At 58.1% G+C, this 20,701-nt stretch carries 14 protein-coding genes; 5 read left to right on the top strand and 9 right to left on the bottom strand.

Features of this window, described 5'->3' with window-relative positions; translation table 11 throughout:
- Window positions 1–252, top strand: a 252-nt coding sequence (locus CUN63_RS06800) for a transposase domain-containing protein (RefSeq protein WP_165353237.1), incomplete at its 5' end; no start/stop codon positions are given.
- A 346-nt stretch (window positions 253–598) separates the two neighbouring features.
- Window positions 599–922 carry a hypothetical protein gene (locus tag CUN63_RS06805; RefSeq protein WP_129438140.1) on the top strand — a complete coding sequence of 108 codons (324 nt, stop codon included), beginning with the start codon at window positions 599–601 and terminating at the stop codon, window positions 920–922.
- A 78-nt stretch (window positions 923–1,000) separates the two neighbouring features.
- On the opposite strand, the gene CUN63_RS06810 is transcribed toward CUN63_RS06805, so the two are convergent.
- The 5 genes from CUN63_RS06810 to treP all read right to left on the bottom strand — a co-directional run bounded on the left by CUN63_RS06810 (window position 1,001) and on the right by treP (window position 8,426).
- Complete coding sequence (locus tag CUN63_RS06810; RefSeq protein WP_129438142.1) at window positions 1,001–1,291, bottom strand: PTS transporter subunit EIIB; 291 nt, start codon at window positions 1,289–1,291, stop codon at window positions 1,001–1,003.
- A gap of 2 nt (window positions 1,292–1,293) precedes the next feature.
- Window positions 1,294–3,828 carry a phosphoenolpyruvate--protein phosphotransferase gene (ptsP, locus tag CUN63_RS06815; RefSeq protein ID WP_129438144.1) on the bottom strand — a complete coding sequence of 845 codons (2,535 nt, stop codon included), beginning with the start codon at window positions 3,826–3,828 and terminating at the stop codon, window positions 1,294–1,296.
- Between the two features lie 62 nt (window positions 3,829–3,890).
- The gene (locus CUN63_RS06820; RefSeq protein WP_129438146.1) at window positions 3,891–5,114 is read right to left on the bottom strand and encodes a carbohydrate porin; all 1,224 of its coding nucleotides are present in this window, start codon (window positions 5,112–5,114) and stop codon (window positions 3,891–3,893) included.
- Window positions 5,115–5,220: 106 nt separating this feature from the next.
- The gene (gene treC, locus CUN63_RS06825; RefSeq protein WP_129438148.1) at window positions 5,221–6,867 is read right to left on the bottom strand and encodes an alpha,alpha-phosphotrehalase; all 1,647 of its coding nucleotides are present in this window, start codon (window positions 6,865–6,867) and stop codon (window positions 5,221–5,223) included.
- Window positions 6,868–6,983: 116 nt separating this feature from the next.
- On the bottom strand, window positions 6,984–8,426 hold the full coding sequence (treP, locus tag CUN63_RS06830; RefSeq protein ID WP_129438150.1) for a PTS system trehalose-specific EIIBC component: 1,443 nt from the start codon (window positions 8,424–8,426) through the stop codon (window positions 6,984–6,986).
- Between the two features lie 237 nt (window positions 8,427–8,663).
- Between treP and treR the strand changes: the two genes are divergently transcribed.
- The 3 genes from treR to CUN63_RS06845 all read left to right on the top strand — a co-directional run bounded on the left by treR (window position 8,664) and on the right by CUN63_RS06845 (window position 15,776).
- The gene (gene treR, locus CUN63_RS06835; RefSeq protein WP_129438152.1) at window positions 8,664–9,368 is read left to right on the top strand and encodes a trehalose operon repressor; all 705 of its coding nucleotides are present in this window, start codon (window positions 8,664–8,666) and stop codon (window positions 9,366–9,368) included.
- Between the two features lie 133 nt (window positions 9,369–9,501).
- Window positions 9,502–12,651, top strand: coding sequence for a membrane-targeted effector domain-containing toxin (locus CUN63_RS06840; protein ID WP_129438154.1), 3,150 nt, complete (start codon window positions 9,502–9,504; stop codon window positions 12,649–12,651).
- 47 nt (window positions 12,652–12,698) lie between these two features.
- Window positions 12,699–15,776: a membrane-targeted effector domain-containing toxin gene (locus CUN63_RS06845; RefSeq protein WP_129438155.1), complete on the top strand. Its 3,078-nt coding sequence runs from the start codon at window positions 12,699–12,701 to the stop codon at window positions 15,774–15,776.
- A 79-nt stretch (window positions 15,777–15,855) separates the two neighbouring features.
- Here the strand turns inward: CUN63_RS06845 and guaA are convergent, their stop codons facing one another.
- The 4 genes from guaA to CUN63_RS06865 all read right to left on the bottom strand — a co-directional run bounded on the left by guaA (window position 15,856) and on the right by CUN63_RS06865 (window position 20,700).
- Window positions 15,856–17,433, bottom strand: coding sequence for a glutamine-hydrolyzing GMP synthase (gene guaA, locus CUN63_RS06850; protein WP_129438157.1), 1,578 nt, complete (start codon window positions 17,431–17,433; stop codon window positions 15,856–15,858).
- A 93-nt stretch (window positions 17,434–17,526) separates the two neighbouring features.
- Entirely contained in the window at window positions 17,527–18,996 is a 1,470-nt protein-coding gene (guaB, locus tag CUN63_RS06855) for an IMP dehydrogenase (RefSeq protein ID WP_123368331.1), read from the bottom strand.
- Window positions 18,997–19,221: 225 nt separating this feature from the next.
- Entirely contained in the window at window positions 19,222–19,770 is a 549-nt protein-coding gene (locus CUN63_RS06860; protein ID WP_129438159.1) for a sugar ABC transporter ATPase, read from the bottom strand.
- 162 nt (window positions 19,771–19,932) lie between these two features.
- Window positions 19,933–20,700 (bottom strand): sulfite exporter TauE/SafE family protein, encoded by a 768-nt coding sequence (locus CUN63_RS06865; RefSeq protein ID WP_129438168.1) that lies wholly within the window; start codon window positions 20,698–20,700, stop codon window positions 19,933–19,935.
- Between the last annotated feature and the right edge of the window lies 1 nt (window position 20,701).

Raw genomic sequence — 20,701 nt, forward strand, 5'->3', positions numbered from 1 at the left:
ATCGACAACAACGCGGCGGAGCGCGCGATAAAGCCGTTTGTAATCGGGCGCAAGGCATGGCTGTTCAGCGACACGCCCAAGGGTGCCACCGCCAGTGCGCAGATCTACAGTTTGGTCGAGACCGCCAAGGTCAACGGCCAGGAGCCTTATACGTGGCTGCGCCACGTACTGGAAAGACTACCGCAGGCACAATCGGTTGGGGACTACGAAGCCTTGCTGCCATGGAACTGCTCGCCAGAGATGCCACGGTAAACGACTGCCTCATCTTGAGGTAGGTGTAGTTCGTGGATCGGTTACGGAAGTTTCCTTCAAGTTGTAGCGGTTTTCATGAACTGGTGCGAAATGAGTTCTATCGATAGTCTTTGCCCTGTCACTGCAAATTCAGTGACAGGGCGTGGAAGCCCTTCTATCGTTAGGCGCATCAAGCGCCACCAGTTCGGCGTTTTTTATCGTCTGTGTTTTATGGTGGCTGTGCGCGGGGCGCTTTCGAGTGCGCCGGGTGCCTAACGTCCCGGTCTTCCACACCTGCGTACAGCCGCCACCCATTGCGTGGAAGCGATTTCTGGCGGCGTCAATCCATACGTTAGGACTAAAATCGATGAAAACACTTCACCCCGATCCACCCTACATAAAACCAACCCCCCATCCCCAAAACCGCTTCATGGCCCTCACCAGCAATTGCGACGATATGCCAACCCTGTTCGTCGACACCCAAGCGCCGCTGGATGTTTTGTATGACGCTGCCAGCTACCGAATTCGCGCCGTCACCCAAGTGATGGAGAACTTGTCCATGCGCGGTTCGATCGAGTGTCAGTCCTTCATTCTTAGTGATTTTGCTTTGCTCTGTGCCATTCCGTTACGGGATGGGTGTGATGTGCTGGATGTGTTAGGGCGACGATTGAAGGCCCGGCCTTCGGAGTAGTGCCGGACGCTTGCTCGCGATGGCATTTTCGGGAACGCCAAAAGCATCGCGAGCAAGCTCGCTCCCACAGGGTTGTGTTTATGCCTGGAGACCAGTGATCAGATGCACCACCCCGTCATCCAGCCTCATGACTCCCGGCACACCTGCCCTACTTAAAGCCTGCCGATCCATCCGCCCCACATCCCGCAACTCCACGCGAACCCGGGTCAGTGCCACCGGCTGCTGCGACTTGAGGTTATCCACACCGCCCAACGCCGCCACTACATTCGCAGGCAAACCGGAAACAGACTGAGCAACCACTTTCGGCTCATCCACGATCAGGTCCGGGGTCAACGCTTTCCAGAACGCCCGCTGCATTTTCTCGAACATGCTCAGTTCTCCAGTACCAGTGAAGTATCGACCGTTGCCTCGTGATACAGCCGCAACGCCTCACGCACTTGCTCAGCGCTTTCCAGGCCCAGCACCTGTTGGGCGATGGCCTGGCAGTCCCCCAGATCCACTTCGCGAACCGCCGCTTTGATCGCCGGAATCAGCGGCACGCTCACCGACAGTTCATCCACCCCAAGTCCCAGCAACAACGGCACCGCCAGCGTTTCCGAAGCCATGGCGCCGCACACACCGACCCATTTGCCATGGGCGTGGGCGGCCTTCACGGTGCTGGCAATCAAACGCAGCACCGACGGATGAAAGCTGTCGGCCTGACTGGCCAGGCGCGGGTGATCGCGGTCCATGGCCAGGGTGTATTGGGTCAGGTCGTTGGTGCCGATCGAGAAGAAATCCACTTCAGGCGCAAACAGGTCGGCCATCAGGGCCGCTGCCGGCACTTCGATCATGATCCCCAGCTTCGGCAATTCTGTGAGGCCCAATGCCAGCGCCTCTTCCTCAAGCAGCTGCCGGGCCCGTCGCAACTCCGACAGCTGCGCGACCATGGGCAACATGATGTGAAGACGGGCCAGCCCGGCGCTGCTCAGGATCGCTTTGAACTGATCGCGCAACAGCTGCGGGCGCTCCAGACACAAACGAATTCCGCGCATACCGAGGAACGGGTTGGTTTCGCTGTCCATCGGCACGTAGGCCAACGGTTTGTCGCCGCCGACATCCAGTGTGCGCACCACCAGATTGCGCGCCGGCCCCAGGGCGCGGGCGATGGCGCTGTAGGTGGATGCCTGTTCGTCATGGCTCGGCGCATGATTGCGATCCAGATAAAGAAACTCCGAACGCAGCAATCCGACGCCCTCGCCTCCCAGTGCCATGGCCTGCTCCGCTTCAGCCAGCGAGGCGATGTTGGCCGTCACTTCAACGTGGTGTCCATCGCGGGTACAAGCCGCCAGCGCAGCGTGCGCCAACTCATGTTGATGGCGCTTCTGCTGGCGCTGGCGATTGGCTTGCAGTTGCTCGATGGCCGCCAGATCCGGGTCCAGATGCAGCTCGCCCTTGTCGGCGTCGAGCAACACTTGAGTGCCATTGGCCAGCCCCAGCACCTGAACGGGCAACCCGCAGATCGCCGGCAAACCGGACGCACGCGCGAGGATCGCGACGTGGCTCGTAGCGCCGCCAGCGACCGTGGCGAAACCCAGTACCTTGCGGGTATCGAGCCCGGCGGTCTGTGACGGCGTCAGTTGTTCGGCGATCAGGATCGCCCCTTCAGGCAGCTCCATCGCCTGATCCTGTACGCCAAGGATCAGCTTGAGCACTCGCTGGCCGACATCGGCCAGGTCCGCCGCCCGCTCCGCCAGCAAGGCATTGCCCAGGCTTTTGAACAAGGTTGCCGCCGACTCGGTGGCCGCGCGCCAAGCAAATCCGGCGCTTTTGCCTTCGTCGATCAGCACGTGAGCCACTTCCAACAAACCCGGGTCTTCGAGCAGTTCCTGGTGAGCCTTGAAGATGTCTGCCTGCGCGCTGCCAATGGCGTTATCACGCAACTGTTGCAGGGCCACCAACGCCTCGGCCAAGCCGCGGGACAGATGATCACGCTCAACCAGCGGTGTGGCGCCGAGTTCATTCACTTCCAGGGGTTGTTCGGCTATCTGCACCACTTGGCCAAACGCCGATCCTGCCGATGCGCACACCCCACGCAACACCGTCAGCGATGAGGCCTCAATCGCCTTCGCCTCAACCTGCGCCGAGGTCGCCACCGTTTCACCGCATCCACTCACCAGCAGTTCGGCCAGCGTCTTGATCGCCGCTTCAGCATCCGGACCGGCCGCGCTGACTTGCACAACATCACCGTGCCCCGTCTGCAACGCCATGATCGCCACCAGGGATTTCGCGTTCGCACTTTCCTGCTGTTTATGCAGGTAAATGCTCGCCGAAAAACCTTTCGCCGCCTGGGCGAACACCGCTGCCGGTCGAGCGTGTAAACCGTTCGGATTGGCCAGTGTCACTGGTTTGGAAAACAGTGCTTCGCCCTGTTCCGGCACTGGCTCATCCGTTGCCTGCTCGATGGGCTGCAAACTCAGTAGCGGCTGGCCACTGTCTACCAAACCCGTTTCCGGCGTCAGCCAAGTGAAGGGCTCGCCACTGACCACCAGCATCAACGTCAGCAGGCTGCGGGCATTCAATGCAACAAAATCGGCATCGAACTCGATCAGCGACTGCCCGACGTCAACCTGCTCGCCCTCCTCCACCAACCGCGTGAAACCCTTTCCCGCCAGGTTCACCGTGTCGAGGCCAATGTGCATCAACACCTGCACGCCGTTTTCGTCGGTGATGCTGACTGCATGCCCGCTGGCCTGCACATTGCTGACAACCCCTGCCAGCGGCGCGCACAACGTCGTTGAAGTCGGATCGATGCACAGGCCATCGCCTATCACGCGGCTGGAAAACACCGGATCGGGCACGAGGTCCAGTGGCATCAATACGCCGGACAGGGGCGCGTGCAATTGCAATTGTTGGGGTGTGGCCATGACGTCACCTGCTGTTTTGTTCTTTGAAGTGCCGATGGAGCGCGAGGCTCCGACAGCATCGCTTATTTCCACCAGTACTCGACCTGCAATCCGACATTCGAACCGTGTCGCGCCGTGCCGAAGGCGCCGGTGTCGGACAACGCCGACCCCTTCGCCAGTTCATTGGCCGCCCGTTTGGCCGCCTCGTTCCAGCTCGCATAGGTGTAATACAAACGCACCTCGGGGCGTGCCCAGAATTCCGGACCTTTGGGCGACCAGGTCGGAGCGAAGGTGAACTTGCTCAGCTTGCGCGTGCCGCCCGGGGCTTCGACCTGGTCGTGACCCAGTTCGGTCACCAGTTTGAACTGCTCGGTGATCGCATAGGTCGGGCGAACGCCCAGGGAAATCCAGTTCTGATCACTGCCGTCCTGGCGAATGTCTTTCTGGTAAACCGCCTCGACTTGCCCGCCAAATCGCGGCGTCACTTGCCAGTCGAAGAATTCCACCACCCGGTAACTTTTGTTGCTGTCGTCCAGCTTCACGTTACCGGTATAACCCAACCCGGTGCCGGGACCTTCGCCGTACTGGAAAGCCAGTTTGTTCTTGCCGCCCAAAAAGCCTTTCTGCACATGCTGGGTGGTGATCGCCCAGCCACGGTGAGCGTCGCGGCTGTCGGGTTTGTCGATGTAACTCAGCCCGAACTCCAACTCACCGCCAGGATTGGTGTTGAAACCGGCGACGTTGAAGTCGTGACGGTTGATGTAGTCCTTCTGGTACAGGTTGTCCTTGCGCGAGAAGGCGTAGCTGTATTTCAGATCGCCGATCAGCACGTCCTCGATACCGCCGCCGGTGGCGCTCTGGTTCCAGTAGTAGAAGTCGGAAATGTGAATATCGTTCCGTTTGTAATAACGCCGGCCGGCCCACAGCGAACCGCCGTTGAGGCTGGGCATGTTCGACCATTGCGCGTACGCCTGCGGCAGGCGCACCGAGCCGTTGTCACCGTTGAACGTCAGGTCCTTGTCGTACTGGTTGTACAACGACGCCATGCCGTCGACGCTCAGCACCGAACCGTCATCCAGGGTGTAAAGATCCTGGCGCAATTCCAGTTCGGCGTACTGCTCACATTCGTTGCCCAAGCGGTATTTGGTCTGCGCGCCCGGCAGCTGGAAGCACTGCTGTTTATCGCTATTGACCGAGGTGCCGACGCCGCTACGCAAGTAACCGGCGAACTCCAGCGCCTGGGCCGAAAGAGGCAAAGCCAGGCACACGCCCGCCACTACAAGGCTGCGATTTATTGTTGTTTTCAAGAGCTACCCCATTATTTTTATTGTGTGCAGCGGCAAAATCGGCGCGCAAAACTCCCCCGCGCAGCGTTCTGCGTATTTTTTTGAGTCGGTGTTTTTTTGCGGTCGATCAGTCGGTCATATGCAGCACGAACGACTCATAAGGCCGTAGGAGGACCTGACTATTTCGCACCGGACTGTCCGGGTAATTACTGATGACCAGACGTTGGGCCATGGTTTCGCTGATCACTTCCTCCGGAAGGTCGACTTCGCATGGCGTGCCGTAGAAGTTGTTCAGCACCAGCAACCGTTCACCCCTACCCTCACGCACGTACGCCCAGATTTGCGTGTGCTCGGGCAACAGTTGCCGGTAGATACCATCGGACATCAGCGCCTCAGTGCGACGCAAGGCGATCAACTGACGGTAGTGATGCAGCACCGAATCCGGATCATCGAGCTGAGCGGCAACGTTGATCTGCTCGGCGTTCGCCGGCACCCCGATCCACGGCTCGACAGCGCTGAAACCCGCGTTGGGCTCGGCGTTCCAGTGCATCGGCGTACGGCCGTTGTCCCGGGACTTCTGCATGATCGCCGCCATGTTGTCGGCATCGCTCGCACCCGCCTCGCGCTTGAGCCGGAAGATGTTCAGCGTCTCGACATCGCGGTACTGATCAATGTGATCGAAGCCCGGATTGGTCATGCCCAGTTCCTCGCCCTGGTACACGAACGGCGTGCCCTGGAGGAAATGCAGCGCTGTGCCGAGCATCTTCGCCGAGAGCACCCGATACTCGCCGTCATGGCCAAACCGCGAGACCACCCGTGGCTGGTCATGGTTACACCAGAACAGCGCATTCCAGCCACCGCCGGCCTGCATGCCGGTTTGCCAGTCGGAGAGAATGCGCTTGAGTTCGAGGAAGTCGAAGTCGGCACGAATCCACTTCTGCAGGTTCGGGTAATCGACCTTCAGGTGATGGAAGTTGAAGGTCATCGACAGCTCTTTCGAGTCCGGTCGCGAGTAGCGGATGCAGTGTTCCAGGCTGGTGGAGGACATCTCGCCGACGTTAATCAGGTCATGGCCTTCGAAGACTTCGCGGTGCATTTGCTGCAAGTACTCATGCACGTTCGGGCCATCGGTGTAGAAACGTCGACCGTCGGTGTTGTCCTCGGGGAAGTCCGCCGGTTTGGAGATCAGGTTGATGACGTCCAGACGGAACCCGCCTACTCCCTTGTCGCGCCAGAAACACATCATCTTGAAGACTTCGGCACGCACCTTTGGGTTATCCCAGTTCAGGTCGGCCTGAGTGTGATCGAACAGGTGCAGGTAATACTGACCGGTCTGGGCTTCATACTCCCAGGCCGAACCGCCGAACTTGGATTCCCAGTTGTTCGGCTGGTCGCGCCAGATATAGAAATCCCGGTACGGGTTGTCGAGGCTGCTGCGGGCTTGCTGGAACCAGGTGTTCTCGATGGAGGTGTGGTTGACCACGATATCGAGCATCAACTTGATCCCGCGCTTGCCGGCTTCGGCGATCAGCAACTCGCAATCGGCCATGGTCCCGTAGCTCGGGTCGATGGCGTAGTAGTCGCTGATGTCGTAGCCGTTGTCGCGCTGGGGCGAGCGCAGGAACGGCGTGATCCACAGGCAATCGACACCCAGCCAGTGCAGGTAATCGAGCTTGGCGACAACGCCAAGCAAATCACCCGTGGGGTTGCCGGCGTGGCTGTGAAAACTCTTCGGGTAGATCTGGTAGATCACCGAACGTTGCCAGTCTTGCATGGCGGATTCCTTCAATAAGTTTTGTACGGGCCTTGAGGGCCTCATCGCGAGCAAGCTCGCTCCCACAGTTGATCGCATTCCAATGTGGGAGCGAGCTTGCTCGCGATAGCGATCTATCAGGCGACCCGATAGCCAGGCCGAACAATCTTCATGCTCAACCCACAGGTCAGAACAAACGGCACGACCATGGCAATCACCATCCCGATCACGAACATCGGAATGAACTGCGGAATGATCGAGATAAAACCGGGCAAGCCGCCGACGCCGATTGCCGAGGCCTGGACCTTGTTCAGCGACAGGAAAATGCAGCCCAGGGCCGAACCGATCAGGGCTGCGTAGAACGGAAATTTGTAGCGCAGGTTGACCCCGAACATGGCCGGTTCGGTGATGCCGAAATAAGCGGAAATCGCCGAGGTCGAGGCCATGCTTTTATCCCGCACGTTGCGGGTCATGTAGAACACCGCCAGTGCCGCGCTGCCCTGGGCAAGGTTAGACATGACGATCATCGGCCAGATGAAGGTGCCGCCCTGGGTGGAGATCAGCTGCAAGTCGACCGCGAGAAACATGTGGTGCATGCCGGTGATCACCAGCGGCGCGTAGAGCAAACCGAAAATCGCCCCGCCGACCATCGGCGCCAGGTCGAACAGCATGACCACGCCTTCGGTGATGAGAATCCCCAGATGACGGGTCACCGGGCCGATCACCGCCAGCGCCAGCACGCCGGTCACAACGATGGTAGTGATCGGCACCACCAGCAATTGCACCGCGTTTGGCACCCGCGCCCGCAGCCATTTCTCGATGACGCTCATCACATAAGCCGCCATCAGGATCGGCAGGATCTGCCCTTGGTAACCGACCTTCTCGATCTGGAACAACCCCAGGATGTCGAAGTACGGCAGGCTCTGCCCGTCCAGCCCGGCCACCGCTTTGCCGTAGTTCCAGGCATTGAGCAGGTCGGGGTGGACAAGCATCAGGCCGAGCACGATGCCAAGGATTTCGCTACCGCCAAACCGTTTGGCCGCCGACCAGCCCACCAGCGCCGGGAGGAACACAAACGAGGTGTTGGCCATGAGGTTGATCAGGCTCCAGAGCCCGTCAAGCTTCGGATAGGCGTCCAGCAGGGTCTTGCCCTCGATGAACATGCCCTTGGCGCCGATCAGGTTGTTGATGCCCATCAGCAGGCCCGCAATGATCAACGCCGGGAGGATTGGCATGAAGACGTCGGAAAACACCCGCACCAGGCGCTGCATCGCGTTGATCTTGTCGGCGCTTTTTTGTTTAACGTCGGCGATGGTTGAAGCCGCAAGACCGGTTTGACGGCGTAGCTCTGCGTAAACCTTTTCGACTTCACCGGGGCCGATGACCACCTGGAACAGGCCGCCGGTGAAGAACGAGCCTTTGACCAGATCGATCTGGTTCAACGTGGCGCTGTCGACCAGGCTCGGGTCCTTGAGGGCCAGGCGCAGGCGGGTGACGCAGTGCGCGGCCTGCTCGAGGTTGGCGCTGCCACCGAGGCTTTGCAGCAGCTCGCTGGCGATATTCGGATAGTCGTGGCTCATGATTGTCCTTGCGCTGTAGTTTTTTGTTATTGGCAGCACGCCGAAACGAAAAGTACTCGTCTGTACGAGTTAAAGCAACAACTCGTACAGACGAGTTTGATTTTGTTTATCCTGAACCCGACCGGCGGCGACATTTCCTACCTCAAAAGTCAAAGAAACCTAACGCCGCATGGACAAACCCCTACCCTGCCCTTAAGGTTCGAAACCTTGAGCACAGCGCGGTACAGAGCCATCACCATGAGTAAATACAACCAGATCTACAGCGATCTGCTTGCCAGCATCACGACCGAACGTCTGGAACGCGGCGCGCGGTTGCCTTCTGAAACCGAACTGATGGACAGCTATCAGGCCAGCCGCGGCACTGTGCGCAAGGCCATCGAGCAATTGCAGGAGCGCGGTTTCGCTCAGAAGGTCCACGGCAAAGGCACGTTCGTGCTGTCGACCAACCCGATCGAATTCCAGTTGGGCGGCATCGTGAGTTTCCAGGAGACCTACCCGCGCCTGGGCAACGACGTCAGCACCGAAGTGGTCGAGTTCGCTCAGGTCCCGCTCGACGGCCCGCTGCTCGAACACATCAAGGCCGAAGAAGGCAGCCTGATCACGCGGATCAAGCGCGTACGGCGGATCGACGGCAAACGCGTGATCCTGGATATCAACCATTTCGTCAGCGATGTGATTCCCGGCCTGTCCCGCGACATCGCCGAGCACTCGATCTACGCCTTCATCGAGCAAACCCTGCAGCTGCATATCAGCTACGCCCAGCGCACCATCGAAGCGGTGCCGCGAAGCAAGGACGACCAGCAACACCTGGACCTCGACGGCCAGAGCCATGTGATCGTGGTCAGCAACCAGACGTTTCTGCAGGATGGTCGGCAGTTCGAGTACACCGAATCACGGCATACGCTGGACAAGTTTTACTTTTCTGACATTGCACGACGCTGAGCCTGACTCTGGTACTCGCGATCTCCTACGTCTTCCGTCAGCAACTGACCACCGCCAGCTACCCAGTGCCTTATAGATGGAACCGATGCCCCTTGAGATAGTGAGCGCCCCAACCACCTCTCAAGAAAACATCATGGACGATACTCAAGAAATCACCCTGCCCGACGCTGCCGATGTGTTGGCGCTCGCGGCCCTGATCCCCGATCTGATTGCCGATTGTCCCGATATGTACGCCATGGCGTATCAGGTTGCCAAAGACATTCTGCTCCAGCACAACATCACCGACATCGAACCCGACAAGATCTACTGGCACCGATTCCGTGCCGCGCAAAGCAGCTCGAAGACCTTCACCGGCTGGCAGCACGTATTTGAAAAACCCAGGGAGTCGATGACCTTCCCGCAACTGGTCATACAGCGTTTCAGTGTGCACGACCAGGACAACGCTGACCTTCTGGATGCTGACAGCGGCTTCTATTGCGCCGATGGCAATGCCGGAAACTACGATGAAACCAATGAAGTCCGTCTGCACGCCAGGGATGCGCTGAAAGCCTTCTGGGACATAAACTTCAGCGACCGCTACAAGACTGCCATCGCCACGTTCTGGGAACAGCACAGTGCCGATTTTCGAGCCATGGCCAAATGCACTTTCATCGCCAAAGCCATTGAAAGCTATGAGAGCGGCTATTTGTCCGGTGATCAACTCACCCTGGTCATGCGAGCCGCCGCCAGCAACGCTAGCCGGCCACTGACTCGAACAATGCTGACGGACGAGGCGCAACCGGGAAGCGGTCTGACCATCCGCAAATTCTGCATCGATCAATTCGAGTCGACCGACATCCTCAGCTTTACCGACGAGCACGACCTGAACATCCTCTACCTTCCGGGAGAACCCAGGGGGTTTTACTGCTTCAACAAGGTCGAGGAGTTGCACCAATGGCTGGTCGATGAGGTCAAGGACGCCGAAGGCCGTGAACGCATGTTCATGCACTTCAAACAGCAAGAGCGCGACATTTTGCAGGAACGGCCGACCTCGCTGGGGCACAAGCTCGCCAACTTCACCGGCATTGGCCTGATCATCCACGCGTTCGAGGAAACGCCGATTGATAACGTCGGCCTCACCCATGCCTATGACGTTTTGCCCGGCGAACATGACGTCGCGGATTATCATTTGCTGCACTACCGTGGCGAAAAAATCGTCGGTGATGCCTTCAGCCATCTCAGTCAGTCCACCCACGAGCGCATGCTCAGCGACGCCAATTTCCTCCTGCGCTCCAACGGCGAGATCAGGAAAAAACTATGGATTGGCTATCTCAACGCCTTCAACCACACCTTCGGGCCAATGGCCGCGCTCGCATGGCCGGCGGCGCTGGTGGTTATCGGTGCCGGCATCGCCAATGTCGGATTGCAGATCGACCAGGCCATCAACGCCCCCACTCCGATGGAGCGCAAGGCCGCCGTCACCGCTGCAATATTTGGCAGTGTGGATGTCCTGTTCAATTTGCCGTTCCTGTGGGGTGCCGCTGAACTGGCAGACGCTGCCGAGCTTGGAGAGTCCGCCGAGACGCAAGAGGCGCTTGCGACCAAGACAGAAACTGAACTGACGCCACCACCCGGGCTGCCTGTGCCGATCGCCGAAGCGGGTCCGACCGATGCCCAGATCCTCGCCCCGTTTGACACCAATGAGGTGCTTGACGGTTATTTCCCGGTCAGTGACGACGGTAAGTACAAGGGTATCTATCAACCCGATAGCGGCGGCAATTACATTGCCATGGACGATCGTTTTTTCCAGGTGAGCTACAACAACCAACTGAAGTGCTGGGCAATCATCGACCCAACCAATCCCTATTCGTTTTACCGCAACATTCCAGTTCGCCTGAATGAAGAAAACGAGTGGGAAATGATCTTGCGCGGCGGTTTGAGGGGTGGTGGTAAAAACCTCTCCAAACCAGCGACACCGAAACCCGGACCGAGCAACGGCGATTCCGCGCAAACAGCAAACACCTCCGATGGGGCAGCGCCTCAACCACAGGCAGGTACCTCGACAGGAGCCCGCGCACCGGCGCGCCTTCGCACCCTGGAAACGCCATACGATGCGGATCCTCAATTCAAGCGAGCGCTCAGAGGATGGGCTTTGAATCTGCAACGCACTCATGTGCGCGTGATGCGCATCAACAAAATGCTCACAGTAGAAGACTCTTACGCACCTTACTTCAGCCGCAAACTGGCAGATCTGAAGCGCAACGCCGGTCGGTTCTTCAATGAGTTGAAGTGGAGCGAACTGCCACCTCGGCCAATGTTATTTACCGTCGACGAGCCCATGAGCATTGCCGAACTGATTAAGCGAGTGTTCGAGGTGACCCAAGGGTTGGTCGTGGGTGAAACCCTGGACCGCATCACCAGCCTGCGCTTCATGATTGAAAACATGCACGAGTTCGCTCAACGGGGGGTGAACACGATTTACATGCGAGGCTTGCTCAACGATTTTGCCCAGCAGGATCTGAATAGCTTTTTCGAGTCGGGGGACATGTCCGAAGATCTGAAAAACTACCTGATCAGTATCAGCCAGGACCCTGCCGGACGTTTCAACGAACTGGAACTGATCAAGAGCGCAAAACAGAACAATATCCGGGTCCAGGCAATCGATAACTCGGTAACGCTTAAAAAACCAGTCGCCGACCGGCTGATTGAAGAGCAAATGATGAGCAACAGCCTGACGAACCAGATCATGCAGGCTGATACCACGTTGAACCATCCTGGGAAATGGGTGGTTTTAACGGGAGTGGAAAATACCAATACCTTCCGGGGGATGGCAGGCATCAGTGAGCTGCGGGGGGGGATCGGCTTGCGAATAGAAGAGGTCGATCCTGGCCAAAGCCTGGGCATTACCCTGGATCCCGGCATCGAGATCGAGATCGAGATCGAGATCGATCGTGGCCCCATCCTCCAGCACGAAACAATGCGCGGTATTTCCGAGATGTTTTATGCAGACCTTCGCCTACAAATTGAAGCGCCACCGGTAATCAGAACCGAGCGGCAAACGGAAAAACTTCTCAATTTACCCGGCAAGTACCTGTTCAAAAAGAACGCTGGCGACTACACCCTGCTCCACCAAAACAGAGACAAACAGATCACCCGTACGCCCGTCCAGCGACTAGTCAATGGCAACTATGTAATACACCGGCCCTCCTGGCCGCAAAACGGCGTGCCTTTCCCCAGCATTGACGCGCTGTCCCGCTCCCTTAACGACTCAGGCCTGAGGCTGGCAACGCGTATTCCCACTTGACCCGTTTTGTAGCAGCAATTGCACTCACTCAATTCAAGGAAAACATCATGGACGATACTCAAGACACATTCCTGCCCGACGCCGCCGATGCCTTGGCGCTCGAGGCCCTGATCCCCGATCTGATTACCGATTGTCCCGATATGTACGCCATGGCGTATCAGGTCGCCAAAGATATTCTGCTCCAGCACAACATCACCGACATCGAGCCCGACAAGGTCTACTGGCACCGATTCCGCGCCGCGCAAAGCAGTTCGAAGACCTTTACCGGTTGGCAACACGTGTTTGAAAAACCCAGGGAGTCGATGACCTTCCCGCAACTGGTCATACAGCGTTTCAGTGTGCACGACCAGGATAACGCTGACCTTCTGGACGCCGACAGCGGCTTCTATCGCGCCGAAGGCAATGCCGGAAACTACGACGAAACCAACGAAATTCGCCTGCACGCCAAGGATGCGCTGAAAGCCTTCTGGGACATCAACTTCAGCGACCGTTACAAGACGGCTGTCACGGCGTTCTGGGAAAAACACAGCGCCAACTTCCGCGCACTGGCCAAGTGCACCTTCATCGCCAAGGCCATCGACGACTACGAGAAGGGACACCTGACACGCGAACACTTCACTATCGTGCTCAGGGCTGTCGTCGGAAATGTGAACCGACCGTTCACCCGCCAAATGCTGATGGACGAAGTTCCCACGGGGCACGGTTTATCCACTCGCAAGTTTTGCATTGACCACTTCGAGTCGACAGATATCCTGAGCATCACCGACGACAGTGACCTGAACATTCTTTACATTCCGGGCCAACCCAGAGGATTTTACTGCTTTAACAATGTCGAGGAGTTGCACCAATGGCTGGTCGATGAGGTCAAGGACGCTGAAGGCCGCGAACGCATGCTGATGCACTTCAAACAGGAGGAGCGCGACATTCTTCAGGAAAGGCCAACCTCACTGGGACATAAGCTCGCCAACTTTAGCGGCATCGGCCTGATCATCCACGCGTTTGAAGAAACGCCAATTGATAATGTCGGACTCACCCATGCGTATGACGTTTTGCCCAGCGAAGATAACGTCGCCGACTATCATCTGTTGCACTACCGAGGCGAAAAGATTTCCGGTGATGCGTTCACCCACCTGAACCAATCGACCCATGAGCGCATGCGCAGCGACGCCGACTTCCTGCTGCACACCAATGGCGAGATCAGGAAAAAGCTGTGGATAGGCTATCTCAATGCCTTCAACCACACCTTCGGGCCGATGGCCGCCCTTGCATGGCCGGCAGCGCTTGTCGTCATCGGCGCTGGCATCGCCAATGTAGGGCTTCACATCGACCAGGCCATCAACGGCACTACTCCAATGGAACGCAAGGCGGCTGTCAAAGCTGCCATTTTTGGCAGTGTGGATGTGCTGTTTAATTTGCCATTTCTGCGTGGCGCAGCTGAACTGGCAGAGGCCGCCGAGATTGCAGAGGCCGCCGAGACAGAAGAGGCGCTTGCCTCCGGGGAAGAGTCCAAGACAGAAGTAGAAACACCCGCGATGCCCTCCCTCTCCGTCGACGCCGATGCTACCGGCCCCTCCGATATGGACATACTGGCGCCCTTTGAAACCAATGAGGTTCTCGACGGCGACTTCCCGGTGAGTGATGAAGGTAAATTTCAGGGCATTTATCAACCCGCAACCGGCGGTAACTACATTGCTATCGACGACCGTTTTTTTCAGGTGCGTTACAGCAATGAACTGCAGTCCTGGACAATCGTCGACCCAGTCAATCCCTACTCTTTTTTTCGCAACATACCGGTGCGCCTGAATGAACTGGGTGAATGGACGGCCCTCACGCGTCCCGGCCTGGCGGGAGGTGGCAAGTTTTCCGATCTATTTGCCAGGGCCGAGCCGTCACTCCCGGACTTCGATGCCCCGGCGACTGCATACGATGTTCCGCAGGACATCAAGCCAGCCCTCGAACAGGCGGCCAAGGGTATGGCCGCGAAGGGGGATTTGAAGGACGGTTTTATCAAACTCAACAATCCGAACAATGAGCTGGAAGCCTTCAAGAGACTGCGCCGAACGCTGCACGACGACGCCGTGACCTTCTACTCGCAACCGCCGCTACGACCCAGACCGACCATTCCATCGTTCATCGCGAATGCAAAGACCAAGGACATCATCAAGACTCTTTTCAAGCGGTCACAGAGCCTGGTCATCGGTGAAAGTCACTCCAGCGTGGGCAGCAAACAGTTTCTGATCGAGAATATGAGCGTGCTGCGCAAACAAAAAGTCAAAACCCTGTACATGGAGCATCTGCTGACCGATTTCCATCAGGCTGACCTGGATGTGTTCAATCGCACTGGAGTGATGTCCGAGGATCTGGAAAGCTACCTCAAGGACCTTGACGCAGGTTTTTCGACTGACCCCAGCGAACAATTCACCTTTGAGCAGGTGGTCAGGACAGCACAAAAAAATAACATACGCGTTCAGGCCATCGACTGCCTGGCCAGTTACCGCAGCACCGGTATTGCACCGGCAAGTATTAATTTTCGGCAAAAAATGATGAACTTTTTCGCCCGACAAGTCATCGGCGCCGACCAGACAGCCAGAGGCGCGCATCGCTGGGTGGCGTTGGTCGGGAACAGCCACGCCAATACCTATGCCGGCGTGGAGGGTGTCAGCGAACTTGAAGGCAGCATCGGGCTGCGTATTGAAAGCGTGAGCGCGGATGAGCTCGGCAGTATCAAGGTCGACCCGGGGGTGGCCGACGGGCCCGGCCCGGGGTACGCGGCCCGTTTTGCCAAAAATGACTTGTTGCTGCAAATCCCGACGCCGAAAAGCGTGGTCGTGGCGCAAAGGCTGGAGGATGGCCTGCCCAGGCCGGGCACTTACACCCTCAGCACCAGTACCGGTGAACCCTTTCTGGTTCACCGCAGCAGAACCCTCACCAACAGAGTCATCACCAACAACGGCATCATCACCCGTGGCAAACTCGTTCGAACGCCCATCAAGCATGATGCAAATGGGTACTACATCGAACGGGATGCCTGGCAGATCAACGGCCAACGCTTTCAAACCCTTGACGCCTTGAGTTCAGCACTGCACAGAATGGGCATGACCCCCGTCCGACTGCCCGGCGTCTAAAATGCAAAAAGGCCGTGTGAACATTGTTCACACGGCCTTTTCAGTTACCTGCGATCAAGCCATCAAGGCTAGCGCGGGATTATTCCCACTCAATGGTCGCTGGCGGCTTGCTCGACACGTCGTAAGTAACGCGGGAGATGCCTTCGATTTCGTTGATGATGCGGCCGCTGACGGTTTCCAGCAGTTCGTAAGGCAGGTGTGCCCAGCGAGCGGTCATGAAGTCGATGGTTTCCACGGCACGCAGGGCAACTACCCAGGCGTAACGACGGCCATCGCCGACCACTCCAACCGATTTCACCGGCTGGAACACCACGAATGCCTGGCTGACTTTGTGGTACCAGTCCGCTTTACGCAGTTCTTCGATGAAGATGTGGTCGGCGCGACGCAGCAGGTCAGCGTATTCCTTCTTCACTTCACCGAGGATCCGCACGCCCAGGCCCGGGCCCGGGAACGGGTGACGGTAGACCATGTCGTACGGCAGGCCGAGTTCCAGGCCCAGACGACGGACTTCGTCCTTGAATAGCTCGCGCAGGGGTTCAACCAGCTTGAGGTTCATTTCTTCCGGCAGGCCGCCCACGTTGTGGTGCGACTTGATCACGTGAGCCTTGCCGCTTTTGGCGCCAGCCGACTCGATCACGTCCGGGTAGATGGTGCCTTGGGCGAGGTACTTGATGTTGTCCAGCTTGTTGGACTGGGCATCGAATACGTCGATGAAGGTCCGGCCGATGATCTTGCGCTTCTTCTCTGGGTCGCTTTCGCCAGCCAGGTTGTTCAGGAACTGGTCTTCAGCGTTGGCGCGGATCACCTTGACGCCCATGTTCTCGGCGAACATGGCCATCACTTGCTCGCCTTCGTGCAGACGCAGCAGGCCGTTGTCGACGAAGACGCAGGTCAGCTGGTCGCCGATGGCTTTGTGCAGCAGCGCGGCAACCACCGAGGAATCCACACCGCCGGACAGGCCGAGCAGTACGTTGTCAGTGCCGACCTGGGCGCGAATGTTGGCGATGGCGTCTTCAGCAATCTTCGAAGGCGTCCACAAGGCTTCGCAGCCGCAGATGTCGAGGATAAAGCGCGACAGGATGCGACCGCCCTGCTTGGTGTGGGTCACTTCCGGGTGGAACTGCACGCCGTAGTAGCCACGAGCATCGTCGAACATGCCGGCGATCGGGCAGCTTGGGGTGCTGGCCAGGATGTGGAAGTCCTGCGGCATCTTGGTGACCTTGTCACCGTGGCTCATCCAGACGTCGAGGCCGAACAGGCCGTCGGCGTCGATATGGTCTTCGATGCCGTCGAGCAGGCGGCTTTTGCCGACCACGTCGACACGGGCGTAACCGAACTCACGCAGTTCGGAACCTTCAACCTTGCCACCCAGCTGTTCAGCCATGGTCTGCATGCCGTAGCAGATACCGAAGACCGGTACGCCCAGGTCGAACACGGCTTGCGGGCAGCGAGGGCTGTTGGCTTCGTGCACGGACTCGGGGCCGCCGGCGAGAATGACGCCTTTTGGAGCGAATTCGCGAATCGCGTCTTCATCCATATCGAACGGATGCAGTTCGCAGTACACGCCGATTTCACGCACGCGGCGGGCGATCAGCTGGGTGTACTGGGAACCGAAGTCGAGGATCAGGATGCGGTGAGCGTGAATGTCGAGGGCCATGTGGTCAGTCTCGTCTATGCAGTTCGGTGAAGAGAATCAGAAACAACTCGGGGCTGAAAACAGCCCCGGTTACTTAACTTATTGCTGGAAGGCTCAACCTACGCGGTAGTTTGGCGCTTCTTTGGTGATCTGTACGTCGTGAACGTGGGACTCGGCCATACCGGCGCCTGTGATCCGCACGAACTCAGGCTTGGTGCGCATTTCTTCGATGTCGGCACTGCCGGTGTAACCCATCGAGGAACGCAGGCCGCCCATCAGTTGATGGATGATGGCGCTCAGGGTGCCCTTGTAAGGAACACGCCCTTCGATACCTTCCGGAACCAGTTTCTCGGCGCCTGCCGAAGAGTCCTGGAAGTAACGGTCGGAGGAGCCTTGAGCCTGGGACATGGCGCCCAGCGAACCCATGCCACGGTAAGCCTTGTACGAACGACCCTGGAACAGTTCGATCTCGCCCGGTGCTTCTTCAGTACCAGCGAACATCGAGCCCATCATCACGCAGGAAGCACCGGCAACGATGGCCTTGGACAGGTCACCGGAGAAACGGATGCCGCCGTCGGCGATCAACGGAACGCCAGTGCCTTCGAGGGCAGCGGCGACGTTGGCGATGGCGCTGATTTGCGGGACGCCGACACCGGCGACGATACGGGTGGTGCAGATAGAGCCTGGGCCGATACCGACCTTGACTGCATCGGCGCCTGCTTCGGCCAAAGCCTTGGCGGCAGCGCCGGTGGCGATGTTGCCGCCGATGACCTGCACTTCAGGGAAATTCTGCTTGACCCAGCGAACGCGGTCGATCACACCTTTGGAGTGACCGTGAGCGGTATCGACCACCACCACGTCAACGCCGGCATTGACCAGGGCAGCTACGCGATCACCGGTGTCTTTACCGGTACCGACAGCAGCGCCAACACGCAGACGACCTTGGTCGTCCTTGCTGGCCAGCGGGTAAGCCTTGGCTTTTTCGATGTCGTTGACGGTCATCATGCCTTTGAGGGCAAATTTGTCGTCGACGATCAGCACGCGTTCGATGCGGTTTTTGTGCAACAACTCGCGGACGTCGTTCTTGTCGGCGCCTTCCTTGACCGTGACCAGACGCTCTTTAGGCGTCATCACTTCACGGACGGTGGCGTCCAGACGGTTTTCGAAACGCACGTCACGGGAAGTGACGATGCCGACCAGGTCGCCATCGTGCAAAACCGGAACGCCGGAGATGTTGTGCATGCGGGTCAGTTCGAACAGTTCACGAACCGTGGCGTCAGCCTCGATGGTGATCGGGTCCTTGACCACGCCGGCCTCATAACGCTTGACCTTGCGCACTTCGGCAGCTTGCTGCTCGATGGTCATGTTCTTGTGGATAATGCCGATGCCACCTTCCTGAGCCATGGCAATTGCCAGACGGGCTTCAGTAACGGTGTCCATGGCGGCAGAAACCAGAGGAATATTCAGCTCGATGCCACGGGTTAGGCGGGTCTTGAGACTGACTTCGTTAGGAAGCACCTCGGAATAACCGGGCACTAGGAGAATGTCGTCGAATGTCAGAGCTTCTTGGCTGATACGCAGCATCGCGGGGGCTCCCGAGCGGGAAAATGGAAGCGCGCCATTATAGTCAGACACCCCCTCGGGTTCAATGTAAAACTCTGTCTATTATTAGCATTACTGATATACGGGGGTTATTGCCGCGTAGGAGCTGCCGAAGGCTGCGATCTTTTGATCTTGATTTTCGGCGCGGCTAAAAATTTCAAGATCAAAAGATCGCAGCCTTCGGCAGCTCCTACACGGGTATCGCATTCACAGTTCGACCTTGACCCAACTGACAGGCTGATCGAGCCAATCGGCAAATTCGTCGATAAAGCTCTGTTTGAACCCGGCCTCGGCCCAGTTGTTGAAGATAAAGCCCAGGTTGGAAAAGCCGCAATCCTGCAGGAAAAGAAAGCCGTTGATGTCATCTTCATGCCCGCACTCCGGACAAGTGAAGTTATCGGTGCGCCCCGGCATCCAGTCTTCCAGGCTGTCGAACAGCGCTTCGCCGACTTCCTTGCGGCACTCGGCGCAACCCGCCTCTTCAAGGAAACCCTTGGCCGGCGTATAGATGCAGCGCTTGGTGATGATTTCCAGGCCATTGATCGGTTCGCCGAACGGCAGCGCTTCAGGATGCAGCACGACAGCGCGGGCACCGTCGCCGATGGCATGCGCCATGCGGTTGCCAGTGCGGCCACAGGTGGTCAGTTCTTCTTTGACGATGTTCTTGCGCACCAGCCAACGCACGACCGCCCGGGCCCGGGGTTCGTGCACCGGCAGTGTGGAGATTTTCGGGACAATAATGCTTTGCGAGTTCATGGCACAGCCCTGCAAATCCTGAGTGATCACCCTTGTGGGAGCGAGCTTGCTCGCGATGGCAATCTTTCAGTCAACGATGATATCGACTGCCAGTTCGCTATCGCGAGCAAGCTCGCTCCCACAGGGTTTGCGGCCGGCAGCTTAATCCCTGACACACTCAGGTCAAGCACTCAAATAACGTCCGATCAAGGCAATTCCGCTGGCCAGCACCAACCAGGTCACCAGCCGCACAAACGCCTCGCGGGATAATCTCATGGTCAACCGCCGGCCGATCCACAGCCCCAATGCCATGGCCGGCAATAAACACAGCGCCAATACCAACAAGGGTAGCTCGGCATACACACCCGCGACAGCAAACAGGCTCAAGCGCACCACCGTGCTGCAACTGATCAGCGCACTCTGGGTCGCCCGGGCTGCCTCTTTGGGCAGGCGACTGTTCAAATAGATCGCATATAAAAAGCCGCCACTGCCAAACAATGCCCCGAACATCCCGCCCACGGTGCCCATCGGCACGGCCCAAGCGGCGGACAATTGCGGCGGACGGGTTTTGACCCACAAGCTGTAAATCGCATAGGCGCTGATAAACAGGCCCATCAACAGCAACAACAAATCGGATTTCAGATTCAGTAAAAAAATCACCCCCAACGTGCAGCCCACCGCCATGCACGGCAGCAGGCGCAGCAACTCGGGCTTCGCCACATCCCGTCGCGAAGGCAGCAGATTGCCGAACGCCGCGACGAAATCCAGCAGCACCAACAGCGGCACGATCTTCGACAGCGGCATGAACAGAATCAGAATCGGCCCCGCCACCAACGCGGTGCCGAAACCGGCAATACCGAACACGATGTAGGCCAGGGCAATGCCCAACGCGATTACCAGCCAGTCGGTAGCGCCGAATGGCCATTGGTTCAACAACTCAAGCACGCTCATC

The sequence above is a fragment of the Pseudomonas sp. ACM7 genome, assembly GCF_004136015.1.
GTDB classification, from domain to species: domain Bacteria; phylum Pseudomonadota; class Gammaproteobacteria; order Pseudomonadales; family Pseudomonadaceae; genus Aquipseudomonas; species Aquipseudomonas frigoris.

What these genes read in the sequence shown, in the direction of transcription:
- treP (WP_129438150.1), bottom strand. Translation starts at nt 8,426, where the DNA reads ATGAGCCACGACTATCCGAATATCGCCAGCGAGCTGCTGCAAAGCCTC.
- guaA (WP_129438157.1), bottom strand. Translation starts at nt 17,433, where the DNA reads ATGGCCCTCGACATTCACGCTCACCGCATCCTGATCCTCGACTTCGGT.
- treR (WP_129438152.1), top strand. Translation starts at nt 8,664, where the DNA reads ATGAGTAAATACAACCAGATCTACAGCGATCTGCTTGCCAGCATCACG.
- treC (WP_129438148.1), bottom strand. Translation starts at nt 6,867, where the DNA reads ATGCAAGACTGGCAACGTTCGGTGATCTACCAGATCTACCCGAAGAGT.
- ptsP (WP_129438144.1), bottom strand. Translation starts at nt 3,828, where the DNA reads ATGGCCACACCCCAACAATTGCAATTGCACGCGCCCCTGTCCGGCGTA.
- CUN63_RS06860 (WP_129438159.1), bottom strand. Translation starts at nt 19,770, where the DNA reads ATGAACTCGCAAAGCATTATTGTCCCGAAAATCTCCACACTGCCGGTG.
- CUN63_RS06865 (WP_129438168.1), bottom strand. Translation starts at nt 20,700, where the DNA reads ATGAGCGTGCTTGAGTTGTTGAACCAATGGCCATTCGGCGCTACCGAC.
- CUN63_RS06805 (WP_129438140.1), top strand. Translation starts at nt 599, where the DNA reads ATGAAAACACTTCACCCCGATCCACCCTACATAAAACCAACCCCCCAT.
- CUN63_RS06845 (WP_129438155.1), top strand. Translation starts at nt 12,699, where the DNA reads ATGGACGATACTCAAGACACATTCCTGCCCGACGCCGCCGATGCCTTG.
- CUN63_RS06810 (WP_129438142.1), bottom strand. Translation starts at nt 1,291, where the DNA reads ATGTTCGAGAAAATGCAGCGGGCGTTCTGGAAAGCGTTGACCCCGGAC.
- guaB (WP_123368331.1), bottom strand. Translation starts at nt 18,996, where the DNA reads ATGCTGCGTATCAGCCAAGAAGCTCTGACATTCGACGACATTCTCCTA.
- CUN63_RS06840 (WP_129438154.1), top strand. Translation starts at nt 9,502, where the DNA reads ATGGACGATACTCAAGAAATCACCCTGCCCGACGCTGCCGATGTGTTG.